We start from the raw sequence: 12716 nt of genomic DNA, 5'->3' as shown, positions 1-12716 counted from the left end.
ATCTTTTTATACATAAATTCAGTCATTGCATTGCTGCACGACTTTTTATTCAACAACCCCAACGCCTCTTCCGATATCATCAGGCACTTGGCTCTTCCAAAGCCACATCGGATACATCGGAACGATAGTACTCTTCCAGAACAGCCTGTTGAATCTTTTGACGCATATCGGATGAAATGGGATGCGCAATATCTCGAAACTGACCATCCGGTGTTTTTTTACTCGGCATGGCCACAAACATACCATTGTTTCCATCAATGACGCGGATGTCATGAACAACAAATTCGCCATCAAAAGTTACTGAAGCAATTGCCTTCATACGTCCATCATTGACGACTTTGCGCAAACGTATATCCGTAATTTGCACCCTGTTCACCACCCTTAGCTGTAGAAGCATCCCCCATGCTGTGCATATTTTTCTACATATTGTTCTTCTTTTCCTGCTATTACGTCAAAATGTTTGTAAAATTTTCGTCAATAAAAAACCTGCCCCTCTCAAAAGTCAGGGGCAGGTTGGAACAGGTTAGAAAAAATTCTATTCGAGAGCAGCAACCAATTCTATTTCCACTTGCGCCCCACGTGGCAAAGCAGCCACCTGAACCGTGGAACGCGCCGGGCGATGGTCGCCAAAATATTGTGCATACAAGGAATTCACAGTTTGAAAATGAGCGAGATCGGTAAGAAAAATAGTCGTTTTAACCACATTTTGACGTGTCATTCCAGCCGCATGTAGCACTGCATCCAAATTATCCAGTACCTGCTTTGTCTGCTCTTCAATTCCGCCAGTGACCATTTCACCAGCTGGAGTCAAGGGTATCTGGCCAGAGGTGTAGAGAACATTTCCCAATTGCACCGCTTGTGAATAAGGACCTATGGCCGCCGGTGCTTTTTCAGTGGCAATCATCTTCATGATTTTTCATCCTTCCCTTCTAAGGCTTACAAAGAATGGGGAACCCATCCGGACATTCCGTTATTCACTATATCACGACGTGATAGCTACGCGTGATAGACAGGTTGAACAAATATACTCCCATCCAACTGAGTTGCTTTGACCTCAAGGAGCGCCAAGTAATCGGATATCAACTTTTTCTGGGGTTCCTCGGTTTTTACAAAGACCGCTGTTCCAACTACTTCCACTGAAAACTCTGCCAGCAAAGCGCGCACAGCCTGCGCTGTGGCACCAGCTTTCATAAAATCATCAACTACCAAGGCACGCGCCCGTTCTGGGAGCGCCCGTTTGGACACATACATTGTACTAATCCGCCGTTCCGAACCGGACACATAATGCATGCTGAGTGCCGCTCCTTCCGTCACCTTATGCTCGCGACGGACAATAACAAGCGGCACGTCGAGATAGCGAGCTGTCGCTACAGCTAGTGGGATTCCCTTAGTCTCCACTGTCACTACCACGTTGGGTTGTACTTTAGCCATTTCTGCTGCTATCATCCGACCAATGTTATCTAATACATCAGGCTGGCCAAGAATATCCGACATATAGATAAACCCACCCGGCAACATACGTGAAGGATGAGAAAGTTCACTCGCTAACCGTTCAAGAAAACGCAGTCTGATGGAATCTGGCATACCTACCGTGAAACGCACTCCACCCGATGCACCAGGCAAACTTTCAATTGTACCTTCCTGTGTTTCTTCTAGAAAAGCGCGCAAAAACGCCACATCTTCACTGAGCGTCGATTTGGCAGCTACCTCACTGCCCGCCAATTCCGAAAGAGAGTATACATGATGGGGACGATCAAAGAGACGCTTGGCCATAGCCAGCAAACGTGAAGACCGTCTCATCCTGTCTGCCCCCGCTGTTTGGCTGAAAAAGTCGCGCAAGATAAACATCCTTGGCAAACCCGCGTAGCGCATTGTATACCCTCTGTCCTGCAGACTGCGTAGGAACCAGCGTAAAAAGCGTTGGGCCACTGCCTGACATATGGCAGGGTAATCCACTCACCGACTGCATTTTACGATGCAGCTGAGCCACTTCGGGATAGAGCCGAAAGGTCACGGGCTGCAAGTCGTTACAGATGAGCGACTCTATTTCCGCCAGTGTACAGCCTTTAGCAAATCGCTCCGTCATGGCAGAACTGACTCGCTTGTTGCTAAAATCATCCGCTTGAATCGACTGATAAACCTCTGTAGTCGAAACATAAAGTGGAGGTTTCAATAAAACTACCCAACTGCGCAAGGCAGGTTGAACATGCGTAATTTTCTCGCCCCGCCCGGATGCAATAGCACAGCCGTTGTAAATACAAAAAGGTACGTCCGATCCGATTTGAGCACCAAGTTCAGCTAATTCGTCCAATGAAAAGGGATGTCCCGCCAGACGGTTAAGACCGCGCAAAACGGCAGCAGCATCAGCCGAGCCCCCGGCTAATCCGGCTGCGACCGGTATATTTTTGGTCAAATAAATACGTACACCGCGCGTAAGGTTAGCAGCAGAAAGAAACTTCTCAGCCGCTATCACCGCCAAATTACGTCCATCAAGCGGTATGCTCGTGGCTTGTGATTCCATGACAATTTCCATAGATTCCGGCAACCACTCCAGAGCCACTTCATCCGACAAATCAATGCTCTGCATGACCATATCCACTTCATGATAACCATCTGGACGTTTTCCAAGTACATTTAGGGTTAAATTAATTTTGGCATACGCCCGCTCCAACAACAAAGGCCCCACCTCGTCGCACTCTAGCATGCGACGTGGCGAAGGCCAAGTCAAGTTCCTTGTCTAGTTTGTTGAAAAGCCTAGGAAAATACGCTTAAACCATTGCGTAACCAGGAACCTGTTCGGCGTCTGCCTGCCATTGTGTAAGGGGCTTGGCCTGACGTGACTTGAGTTCTGTCAACAACGGTTCCAATTTTTCATAGAAAGCTACCACCATATCTCCCGCTTTTGCCTTATCTAGTGCCGTCTGAAAAGCAATCAGTTCATCTTCAATGATTTGCAACGCACTTTGAGGAGCCAAACTTTGCATACGTTCTGCCATCATTTTGGCGATTTCGCCTGGTTGTCGTCCACGCTTATCCGCATCCTCTTTCACAATCGTCCAGTCAAAACAACCCGCCAACACCTCTGAAGAAGCGTAAACAACTTCGTCAGCGCGATCGCCCGGAACACCCACAACCCCTATGAGATGATGGGCCCCCAACTGTTTCACCCACTCTGTCACACAAGCAAAGCCGTGAGGATTATGTCCATAATCAAGAATGACCCTTACCCGATTGGGCAACTCGTACATCATAGCTCGGCCAGTGTTATGCTGATTGGCATGAAAACCGAGCAATGCCGCCGCCACTTCCTGCCGGGTCAACCCGAGATGGCGCAACGCCGCTGTCGCAGCCAAACAATTTTGCACATGAAACTTGGCTGTCCCTAAAACGGTGAGAGGTATTTTCTCTACTGATACAATTGGATATTCAAAGCTCCCAACCGCCTCAACAATTTGCTTACGATTTAAGTAATAAGCTGTTCCTCCAGAGGCTAAGTGAAGCTGAATCTCATGGTTTTGTGTCTGCATTGAAAACAAGGCTGTTTTTGCTTTAATGCGCGAACGCATAGAAAGAACACGCTCGTCGTCAGCGTTCAATACGACACAACCGGTTGGTTTGACACATTCTGCTACCAACGATTTGACATGTACAATGTCTTCCAATGTGTCAATGCCGTCTTGACCAAGATGATCAGCTGTAATATTCGTAATCACACCCACATCAGCCAAGTCGTATGCAAGACCCCCGCGACAAATACCGCCACGAGCCGTTTCCAAAACAGCTACATCGACTGTTGGATCGGACAAAACCAGACGGGCACTGCGCGGTCCTGTGGTATCTCCTGACATCACTTGTACGCCATTGATATAGACTCCCTCTGTGGTCGTCATCCCTACCCTGACGCCTTGCCTCTCTAAAGCGTGGGCAATCAAACGAGTGGTTGTCGTTTTGCCATTGGTGCCTGTAATAGCGACAATGGGAATTCTTCCGTTGCTATTGTCAGGAAAGAGGGATGCAACAATAGCATCAGCCACGTCTCTTGAACGTCCTTGTGTAGGATATTGATGCATGCGAATTCCCGGCGCAGCATTCACTTCAATGACAGCCATATTCGAAGAAGATGGTTTGGCTAACGGATTGTCCATCACTATATCAATACCACATACATCCAGACCTACTGCTCTGGCTGTGCGAGCAGCCAAAGTTTTAAGAAGCGGATGAATTTGATCGGTGATATCCTTCGCATGCCCACCTGTCGAGAGATTTGCACTTTCCCTCAACCACACTTGTTGACCTGCTTGCGGCACAGAATCAAGAGAATAGCCCTGGCGAGTCAAGGTCTGATGAACAATTTCATCTACCTTGACACGTGTCAACGGCCGCTCATGATCGATGCCCCGAAGAGGATCTTCATTTAAGATTTCAATCAATTCACTAACGGTCCGTTGACCATCTCCCTCTACATAAGGAGGTATTCTAAGACTAGCTGCGGCAAATTCGCCGCCTACACAAAGCAGACGCAAATTTTGTCCGCGGCAATAGACCTCAACCACGACTTCCTGGCTATACTCTGCTGCAATGTCAAACGCTTTTTGGATTTCTTCTGGACTGTTCAGATCGAGCGATACGCCTCTTCCTTGGTTACCGTAACGCGGTTTGACCACTACTGGTTGACCCAGACGTTCCCAGATTTGCACTGCCTCCTCAGAAGTAACGGCCACATCACCACGAGGCACCGGTATTCCTGCTTCTTCTAAAACGAGCTTGGTCAATTCTTTATCAGATGCGATATCTACAGCTACCGCGGAGCAGTTATCGGTAATGGTAGCGACCACCCTTTTGCAGTAACGGCCATATCCAAGTTGAAGAAAACTTTGCCCGCCGATCCGTCGAACTGGTATGTCACGCCTTTCAGCAGCTTCCAAAATCGCTTTTGTACTGGGGCCAAGTTCTGTAACCGCCAGAATATCTTGTGCTTCCTGCAATACGCTCTGCAAGGGAAATGCCTGCCCTTGCAATAGATTTTCTACGCATTCCAACGCTTTGTAGAGAAGAAATTTTTGCGCAGCATACGCTTTACACTCAATAACTATATTGTATATACCTGGACCGTCTGCATAGAGTGTCTTGCCATAATGTACGTCGATCTCCAGCAATGTACACAATTCTATACAAACATGTTCCACTATGTGCCCAAAATACGTTCCTTCTTCAAGGCGCTCCAAAAAACCTCCAGGCTGACCTTTTGCACAGTGGTGCTCCGACAGTCCTGGCAAGAGTTGAAGCAAACGTTCATGAAAACCCGGAAACTCTTTGCTCTCGCGCTCTGTCAGTTCTTCTAAATGGATACGGGCCTGAAGTATAGGTTTATAAAGAAACAAATTAGGCCCTTCAATATGCCGTACAGAGACGATTCTCATTCTGACAGCTCCTTGTCGCTCTGCTCCCGATAAGCGGACCAGTCTGTAATGGCTTCCCGCCGACGCATATGGAACCCGTATCCATCTGGTAGCACATGCAGGCGTACGCCACAGAGTGCAAGTGATTCATCTCGATGAACCTTATCTAAATTGCTGTAAAGCAATTGTCCAGCATCGACAATAGAAACCGCGCCACGCCCAATCACCCGCAGCACACCTTGATGCACAGAAATGGCTGTATCTTCATCAATTCCCATACCAAGATGGTGCGGATATTGAGCTACTGCCGAGAGTAGTCGTCCAAGCCGGCCGCGCTGGGCAAAGTGTTGGTCAATAACGACGCCATCTAAAAATTCCATACCGGGAGCCATATCCACAATAGATATGCGCGGATTGGTCTCCGCCTCGCCGCTGACAATCATGGTACTTGACATCATGGATGCACCCGCGCTCGTACCGCCAAGTGGAATGCCGTTTGCGTGCGCCTCATGAAGTGCTGCGTCTACGCGTGTCCCTCCCAGTAACTTGGTAATCCGCAACTGATCTCCACCTGTAAAATAAATGCAAGTGGCATCGCGAATCATTTCCACCGCACTATCCCGATTGGCTGCGCTACGGTTAGAAACGTCAAAAGTGCGCACATCAGCTGCGCCCAGTTTTTTAAACACCTCGATATACTGCGTTCCCACTTCGATTGGATACTCAGTGGCCACGGTCATAATGAGGACACGGGCGTGCCGACCGCCTCCAAGTTCCAAAAAATGTCTAAGAATTCTGCATTCATTCTGCTTGTCCTCTGCTCCACCCACTACTACAAGTGGTCCAGCTTGAGGGGCCACAGACTTCCCTCCTCTCGTGGAACAAGGCATAGTTTTTGCGCAGAAGCGCAATCATATTCCATTTTTAGATGAACCCCTCAGAGATTTTGGCCATATTTTTTCAAATATCCAGATAACGTAGACGCGGAAACGAAAAAATAAAAGAAGCCGTACGCTAAAGCGCCGACTTCAGGAGAAACTTAACCATATCAAAATCTATTGAGATTGACCTAGATGTCAAATTTATTGCTTCTATCTCTAAAACGAAACGCTGCGGCTACCAAATGTCCGCAATCACTTGCCTGCTACATGAGCCGCGTGTTTTCGCCGTCTTTGCATAGAACCAATTCAACAGTCTCTGTCAACACGTCAGCATAACTGTAGGAAACGCGTTTAAAGGAACCATCAGGAGGATCAAGCTTGACGACAAATACAGAGGGATAGGTTTCCTCAAGCACACCAAAATGCTCGACTGTTTTCCTGCGCCCTCCGTTGGCCCGCAATAACAGGCGCTCACCAACCAGACCTTCAAGATTTTTTTTAATTTCGTGGAGCGCATTTTTCGCCAACACACACCACCTCTTTCCAACAAACAGTATATCATCAAGAAAGAGGCATGTCAACCCAAAGCGTACATTATAGCAACGCATGAATTTTGTTGTCAATGGGTAAACTACATTCTTTTTTTATATTTTCGTCCCGAAGCCATTAAGCTTTCATTTAAAAGGAGGATTTCGGAAGTCCAAGGCGATATTTTCCGCGCGACTCCAATCCGCCTACACCATCAATGCCTGTATAGGTCGCCTTGACGACATCGTAGAGATTGACCGTCTCGTGAATCGGCGTATAAGCAATTTTCTCCGCAATAAAGACCGGATCGAGCGCATGAATCATGATGCGCTGCGGGGAACTGGCAAAATTGGCACCCGCGTCAATAATACCTTCAAAATGGGATTGGCAGGCTCCTGCAATAATAACGAGATCGTCCATATTCCGCACGCGCTTGCGGGCATTAGCCACTGCGCGGATAAAATGCAAGGAGTTGCGGTAATTTTGTATGTCTTTCAGATCTTTTCCTTTGCGAATCACACCATCGTGTCCAGTAATAATCAGGATGTCTGGCTCATGCTTCTCAATCAGCTGTACGACCATATCCGCCATTTTGTGCTCGGCCAAATGTTCTCCTATTGCCCGGATACCGAGTTCGCGGTACATCGCCAAACATTTCTGTAAATATGCTCCATCTCCGTCGAGGTGTAGAACTCGTCCGGGCCGTTCAAAAAAATCCGGATTCGATTGATAGCGCGTTTCCCTGCGCAACGCTCGCTTCTCTAAATCGACAGCCCGTCTGGACTGAATCAGCTTGAGACTTTCTCCTTCTACTTTGCTGCGTCTTGCTTCAAAGACGCGTTGCTCATCTTCAGAAACAGCCTCCAGATCGTCATAAGGAGCGTCGGCAATCAGCCGTACATCCATACCCTTGAGAATAGCTGTAGAAGTTTCTTCATCAACCTCCACAATTTGAAAGAAAACGTCTTTGCCGTATGATTTTCGAACCACACAGTCACCTGGCTTCCACACGCGCATCCCTCCCGTCCGCCGTTGATGCATCAGCCTATGCGAAGGTTGCGCCGAATGTGTTTGCCAGGCTTACGACTTGGTATAGCGATCGGCCACTTTAGAGGCACCGTAGGAATCTGGCTTGATACGCGCTTCGTAGCCGCTGGAAGTAATCCAGGCCACAATCTCACGAATCATGTGATGTGTCGCACCGCGTTCGCCAATATCCAGATGTACCTCTACGCGCAGGCGTTGAGGCAAAGCAGGGAGAGCTTCAAATAACATGCCTCCTACCTGGAGAGAGTAGGAGGCTTCTGTAAACATGCGCTGACGCAAGGATTCCATATGCATGAGTTGTTCTCGATGGATGAAATATTGGGCGCCTTTACCGACGTGATGCAAGATAATGGCTGTCACGAACGAGACGTGATGCGCCTGCGGTTTAGGCTGAGAATCCGAGCCTATAATGAGGCGAAATTCGTCGTTCGGATGATGGCTAAGCGCAGCCTGAATTCTTTCGGCTACTTCGTCGAGCGTCAGTCTGCCGTAAGTAGGACTCTCAAACATCCACACATCGCATCACTCTCCTGCAGATGGACCACCATCAGGAATGGTAGAAACTTCAGGATATCCTTGTGCTTTGTTCTTTTTGTTCTTATTTTACCTCTTATTGTACGCCATTTTCGACAAACGCATTAGCCAAGCGTGCAAATTCTTGCAAATCAAGCGTTTCTCCGCGCCGTTTGCCGTCAATTTGAGCACAAGCGAGAAGATGGGTTACTGCCGATTTAGAAAGACTCAATCCACCTGCCAAGGCATTATCCAATGTTTTGCGGCGCATGCCAAAAGCTGCACGCACAACCTTTCGCAAGGCTGCTTCACGCTGTAACGGATAGGGAGGTTGTGAACGAACCGCTAGACGCACGACACTCGACTCCACCGTAGGAGGAGGCAGAAAACAGTTGGCCGACACATTCACCACACGCTGTACTTCCGCCCGCCATTGAGCCATCACTGTGAGTACGCCATAGTCTTTGCCACCAGGCTTGGCGAGCAAGCGATCGGCTACTTCTTTTTGCACCAAAATCACCATATCACTAACGGGAAGATTACTTTCAAGTATATGAAAGAGCAGCGGTGTAGTGATGTAATACGGCAAATTGGCGGCTACTACCAACCGTTTCACTTCGCCCCAATGCTGCCCTACCCAATCCTCCAGGGAAACTTCCAGAGCGTCGGCAAAAAGCAAAGTCACATTGTCTGTTCCAGACAGCACCTCCTCCAGCACAGGTCGAAGGGAGTCATCTTTTTCAACCGCCAAGACCCGTGCTGCTCGCTCTGCCAAACGGGTCGTCAAAACCCCAGCACCCGGACCAATTTCAATGACGCTCGTATCAGCATGGATGTCTGCCGCATCAACGATGCTGTCTAGAGCGTGACTGTCTATGAGAAAGTTTTGTCCTAACTGTTTTTTGAGTGTAAATCCATGGCGGCCAAGCAATTCCCGCAGGACAGATGGTCGCGTGATATCTGGTTTCATGCCTGATGCGTCTCCTTTTCGTGGTCGTAGAGCCGCTCCAAAGCTATGCGCCATTCTTCACGCGTAACACCCAGAGCGTTTAATTTGTACACAAACGACTTGCTATTGCCACCGCCAATGCCAAGCCAGTCGCCCAACCATTGACGCCGTTCCATGGCTTCAGGACAAGCCGTGAGCCCGTTTTCCTGCAAATCAGCAATGGTAAAAGGCTGGTTGGCAGTTGCCTCTTGATCTTGCACGCGAGGTCGACGCACAGCCAGCAATACTTGACGAATATCTTCTGGTTGCGCGTGTTCAATGCCTAGTTTCTGGCCGCCCACCGCCAAACGCTTCGGCAGATGAGCATGCAGACATCCTGGCACAGCCCGATCAATGCGCTGGCGAATGCGTTGACCAGGCCCATCGGGATCGGTCAAAAGAATGACCCCCCGAACTTGCACCGCCCGCCGTAAAGCATGGTAGGTTGCGCGACTGAAACGCTCGCCGCCAAGCACCCAAACGTCTGCTTCCACCGCCTCCCGAACACGTTGCCAATCATGCACACCCTCTACCACAATCAATTCAGGGATGCGCGGCAACGACTGATCAGCCATGCCTCTGCCCCTCTCCCTCTCCAATTTTCATAAACAGGCGCAGAGCATTGGCTCGCGTATAGTCACATATCTGCTCGTAGCTTATTCCCTGCGCTTGCGCCAAACGCTGTGCAACCAGTTGAACATACGCAGGCTCGTTGCGCGTTCCACGATGCGGATGGGGAGTCAGGTAGGGCGCGTCCGTCTCCACCAGCAGCCTGTCCCTCGGTACCGTCGAGGCTACAGCCTGTACATTGCGCGCATTCTTAAACGTGATGGGTCCGCCAAACGACAAGTACATGCCCATAGCTAGACAAATTTTGGCCGTCTCTTCACTGCCGTTGAAACAATGCATGATACCGCCCACTTCTTCCACATGAGCCTCTTGCAGACACTGCAGAACATCTCCTGTGGATTCGCGGTTGTGCACAATGACTGGCAATTGGAGACGGCGGGCCATCTCAATCTGGCGAACAAACGCTGCCCGCTGAACGTCGCGAGGCGCAGCGTCCCAATAGTAGTCCAGTCCAATCTCGCCAATTGCCACTACACGCGGATGTGCAGCCATAGTTTCAATCGCCGCGTAATCATCATCAGAAACGCGCCCTACCGCCTCTGGATGAATGCCTACCGCAGCATACACCCCTGAGTACGCCTCAGCAATTTCAAGGGCCTTTCGCGAACTTTCCACATCCACTCCAGGTACAACTATTTCTGTGACACCTACAGCGCGAGCACGCTCTATAACGTGCGGCAAATCTTCCCGAAAACGGTCATCCATCAAATGGCAATGGGTGTCAAACAGCATTATTTCACAACACTCCCATTCGGCAGACCTTCAGGCACAGTAACCAGCTTTAAGGTGTCTCCCGACGAAGCCGCCAAAATCATGCCATTGGATTCTACGCCTCGCAGCTTGACAGGTTTAAGATTGGTCACCACAACAACCCGCGTTCCCAACAGCTCTTCCGGACGATAATGTAGCGCTATTCCAGAGACAATTTGCCGCGTCTCACTACCAAGGTCGACCTGAAGCTTGAGCAATTTATCCGCCTTGGCGATTTTTTCAGCAGCCACAATCTGACCTACACGCAACTCCACTTGCCCAAACGTATCCACACCAATCAGTGGCATCTTCTCCTCTATTGGCTGCTGGCTGGCGTCAGACGAAACGGTTGCCGCGCCAGGAACTGCAGCAGATGGGGACGCAGTTGTCCGCGCACCCATTAAGGCATCCAGTGCTGCAATCTCTTCAGCTACATCAAGTCTAGGAAAATGCGGTTTTTGCTCGATCACGTTGAGACCCGCACTGTGCTGGCCAAACTCGCGCAACGAGGCCCAGCTAAAAGCGTCTACCGGGAAACCAAACTGCGCAACCACAGCACGAGGAAAATCTGTCATGAACGGCTGTACAAGTATCGAAAGGACGCGAATCGTTTCTACCATATGATAGAGCACCGTATCCAGCCGCTCCTGTTGATCATTCTTGGCAAGCGCCCAAGGAGCAGTCTCGTCAATATATTTGTTGCCCTGACGTACCAACTTCCACAGTGCCTCCAGCGCCACAGAGAATTCCAACCGTTCCATGTACGCCTCTACTGCGTCGACTGTCTCAGCCACTAAATGAGCCAAAGCGAGATCGACCGCTTCCCGCTGCCCCGGGCGCGGCACCACACCTTGCCGATAACGATGCAACATAGCCACACTGCGATGAACAAGATTGCCCAGATCGTTCGCCAAATCAAAATTGAGCCGTTCAATCAACGCTTCCGGTGTGAAAACGCCATCCTGTCCGAACGGAATTTCACGCAACAAGAAATAGCGAATCGCGTCTCGCCCATAGCGCTCAATGAGCAGAAGCGGATCGACCACATTACCTTTGGATTTGCTCATTTTCCCGTCTTTCATCAGCAGCCAGCCATGAGCGTAGACCTTCTTCGGCAACGGCAAACCAAGCGCCATTAAAAAGATTGGCCAGTAGATGGTGTGGAAACGGACAATCTCCTTGCCCACCAGATGGACGTCTGCAGGCCAGTAGCGTGCAAACTGCTCCTCCTTTTGCGGATCAGACGATCCATAACCAATAGCCGTAATGTAGTTGGTAAGCGCATCGAGCCAGACGTAGACAACGTGTTTCGGGTTGCTTGGCACATGTACGCCCCAATCAAAAGAAGTTCGAGAAACACATAAATCTTGCAAGCCAGGTTTGATAAAGTTGTTAATCATCTCGTTTTTGCGCGATTCTGGTTGTATGAATTCTGGATTTTCCTCATAAAACTGGAGAAGTCGGTCAACATATCGACTCATCCGGAAAAAGTAGCTTTCCTCTTTGGTGTAATGCACAGGACGGCCACAATCAGGACACTTGCCGTCCACCAATTCGCGTTCACTCCAGAAAGATTCACAGGGTGTGCAATACCACCCTTCATAATCGGATAAATAGATGTCCCCCTGCGCAACCAACCGTTCAAACAGGGCCTGCACCACTTCGGTATGACGGGACTCTGTGGTGCGGATAAAATCGTTGTAGGAAATGTCCAACTCTTTCCACAAATTTTGAATCCAGGCAATAATGCCATCGAGAAACTCGAGTGGCTTCTGACCAGCAGCCTCCGCGCTTTGCTGGATTTTCTGGCCGTGTTCGTCCGTCCCTGTAAGAAACATGACATCGTAGCCACGCAACCGCTTATAGCGGGCAATGGCATCAGCAGCTACCGTGGTATAGGCGTGCCCAATATGCAAGCGATTGCTCGGGTAATAAATAGGTGTGGTAACGTAAAATGTTTTTGGATTCGTCATGTTAAAA

At 49.4% G+C, this 12716-nt stretch carries 13 protein-coding genes; all 13 read right to left on the bottom strand.

Annotation, left to right across the window (positions count from 1 at the left end; genetic code table 11):
• Nucleotides 1-79: 79 nt before the first annotated feature.
• Complete coding sequence (gene spoVG, locus FY534_RS00635; protein WP_072873621.1) at nt 80-367, bottom strand: septation regulator SpoVG; 288 nt, start codon at nt 365-367, stop codon at nt 80-82.
• Nucleotides 368-535: 168 nt separating this feature from the next.
• Nucleotides 536-910: a RidA family protein gene (locus tag FY534_RS00630; protein WP_203114928.1), complete on the bottom strand. Its 375-nt coding sequence runs from the start codon at nt 908-910 to the stop codon at nt 536-538.
• Between the two features lie 86 nt (nt 911-996).
• Nucleotides 997-1800 (bottom strand): pur operon repressor, encoded by an 804-nt coding sequence (gene purR, locus FY534_RS00625; RefSeq protein WP_072873623.1) that lies wholly within the window; start codon nt 1798-1800, stop codon nt 997-999.
• Nucleotides 1754-2686 carry a 4-(cytidine 5'-diphospho)-2-C-methyl-D-erythritol kinase gene (gene ispE, locus FY534_RS00620; protein WP_370541538.1) on the bottom strand — a complete coding sequence of 311 codons (933 nt, stop codon included), beginning with the start codon at nt 2684-2686 and terminating at the stop codon, nt 1754-1756. Before ispE ends, purR begins: the two co-directional genes overlap by 47 nt.
• Nucleotides 2687-2768: 82 nt before the next feature.
• Complete coding sequence (gene cphA, locus FY534_RS00615) at nt 2769-5420, bottom strand: cyanophycin synthetase (protein WP_072873626.1); 2652 nt, start codon at nt 5418-5420, stop codon at nt 2769-2771.
• Nucleotides 5417-6259, bottom strand: coding sequence for a cyanophycinase (locus FY534_RS00610; protein ID WP_238413599.1), 843 nt, complete (start codon nt 6257-6259; stop codon nt 5417-5419). The genes cphA and FY534_RS00610 overlap by 4 nt, the downstream gene beginning before the upstream one ends.
• Before the next feature lie 284 nt (nt 6260-6543).
• The gene (veg, locus tag FY534_RS00605; RefSeq protein WP_072873722.1) at nt 6544-6807 is read right to left on the bottom strand and encodes a biofilm formation stimulator Veg; all 264 of its coding nucleotides are present in this window, start codon (nt 6805-6807) and stop codon (nt 6544-6546) included.
• Between the two features lie 151 nt (nt 6808-6958).
• A complete protein-coding gene (gene yabG / locus FY534_RS00600) occupies nt 6959-7825 on the bottom strand; it encodes a sporulation peptidase YabG (protein WP_072873628.1) in 867 nt (288 codons plus the stop codon).
• A gap of 63 nt (nt 7826-7888) precedes the next feature.
• Nucleotides 7889-8365 (bottom strand): ribonuclease H-like YkuK family protein, encoded by a 477-nt coding sequence (locus FY534_RS00595; RefSeq protein WP_072873723.1) that lies wholly within the window; start codon nt 8363-8365, stop codon nt 7889-7891.
• Between the two features lie 100 nt (nt 8366-8465).
• Nucleotides 8466-9338 carry a 16S rRNA (adenine(1518)-N(6)/adenine(1519)-N(6))-dimethyltransferase RsmA gene (rsmA, locus tag FY534_RS00590; RefSeq protein ID WP_072873630.1) on the bottom strand — a complete coding sequence of 291 codons (873 nt, stop codon included), beginning with the start codon at nt 9336-9338 and terminating at the stop codon, nt 8466-8468.
• Nucleotides 9335-9931: a ribonuclease M5 gene (locus tag FY534_RS00585; RefSeq protein ID WP_072873632.1), complete on the bottom strand. Its 597-nt coding sequence runs from the start codon at nt 9929-9931 to the stop codon at nt 9335-9337. The genes rsmA and FY534_RS00585 overlap by 4 nt, the downstream gene beginning before the upstream one ends.
• A complete protein-coding gene (locus FY534_RS00580) occupies nt 9924-10718 on the bottom strand; it encodes a TatD family hydrolase (protein WP_072873634.1) in 795 nt (264 codons plus the stop codon). The genes FY534_RS00585 and FY534_RS00580 overlap by 8 nt, the downstream gene beginning before the upstream one ends.
• Nucleotides 10718-12709, bottom strand: coding sequence for a methionine--tRNA ligase (gene metG / locus FY534_RS00575; protein ID WP_072873636.1), 1992 nt, complete (start codon nt 12707-12709; stop codon nt 10718-10720). Before metG ends, FY534_RS00580 begins: the two co-directional genes overlap by 1 nt.
• Nucleotides 12710-12716 lie beyond the last annotated feature (7 nt).

The sequence above is a fragment of the Alicyclobacillus sp. TC genome (assembly GCF_016804365.1).
Taxonomy (GTDB): domain Bacteria; phylum Bacillota; class Bacilli; order Alicyclobacillales; family Alicyclobacillaceae; genus Alicyclobacillus_I; species Alicyclobacillus_I tolerans.
This window is presented reverse-complemented; position numbering and strand designations above follow the sequence as displayed.

What these genes read in the sequence shown, in the direction of transcription:
- cphA (WP_072873626.1), bottom strand. Translation starts at nt 5,420, where the DNA reads ATGAGAATCGTCTCTGTACGGCATATTGAAGGGCCTAATTTGTTTCTT.
- FY534_RS00580 (WP_072873634.1), bottom strand. Translation starts at nt 10,718, where the DNA reads ATGCTGTTTGACACCCATTGCCATTTGATGGATGACCGTTTTCGGGAA.
- purR (WP_072873623.1), bottom strand. Translation starts at nt 1,800, where the DNA reads ATGAGACGGTCTTCACGTTTGCTGGCTATGGCCAAGCGTCTCTTTGAT.
- FY534_RS00595 (WP_072873723.1), bottom strand. Translation starts at nt 8,365, where the DNA reads ATGTTTGAGAGTCCTACTTACGGCAGACTGACGCTCGACGAAGTAGCC.
- FY534_RS00585 (WP_072873632.1), bottom strand. Translation starts at nt 9,931, where the DNA reads ATGGCTGATCAGTCGTTGCCGCGCATCCCTGAATTGATTGTGGTAGAG.
- metG (WP_072873636.1), bottom strand. Translation starts at nt 12,709, where the DNA reads ATGACGAATCCAAAAACATTTTACGTTACCACACCTATTTATTACCCG.
- yabG (WP_072873628.1), bottom strand. Translation starts at nt 7,825, where the DNA reads ATGCGCGTGTGGAAGCCAGGTGACTGTGTGGTTCGAAAATCATACGGC.
- rsmA (WP_072873630.1), bottom strand. Translation starts at nt 9,338, where the DNA reads ATGAAACCAGATATCACGCGACCATCTGTCCTGCGGGAATTGCTTGGC.
- FY534_RS00630 (WP_203114928.1), bottom strand. Translation starts at nt 910, where the DNA reads ATGAAGATGATTGCCACTGAAAAAGCACCGGCGGCCATAGGTCCTTAT.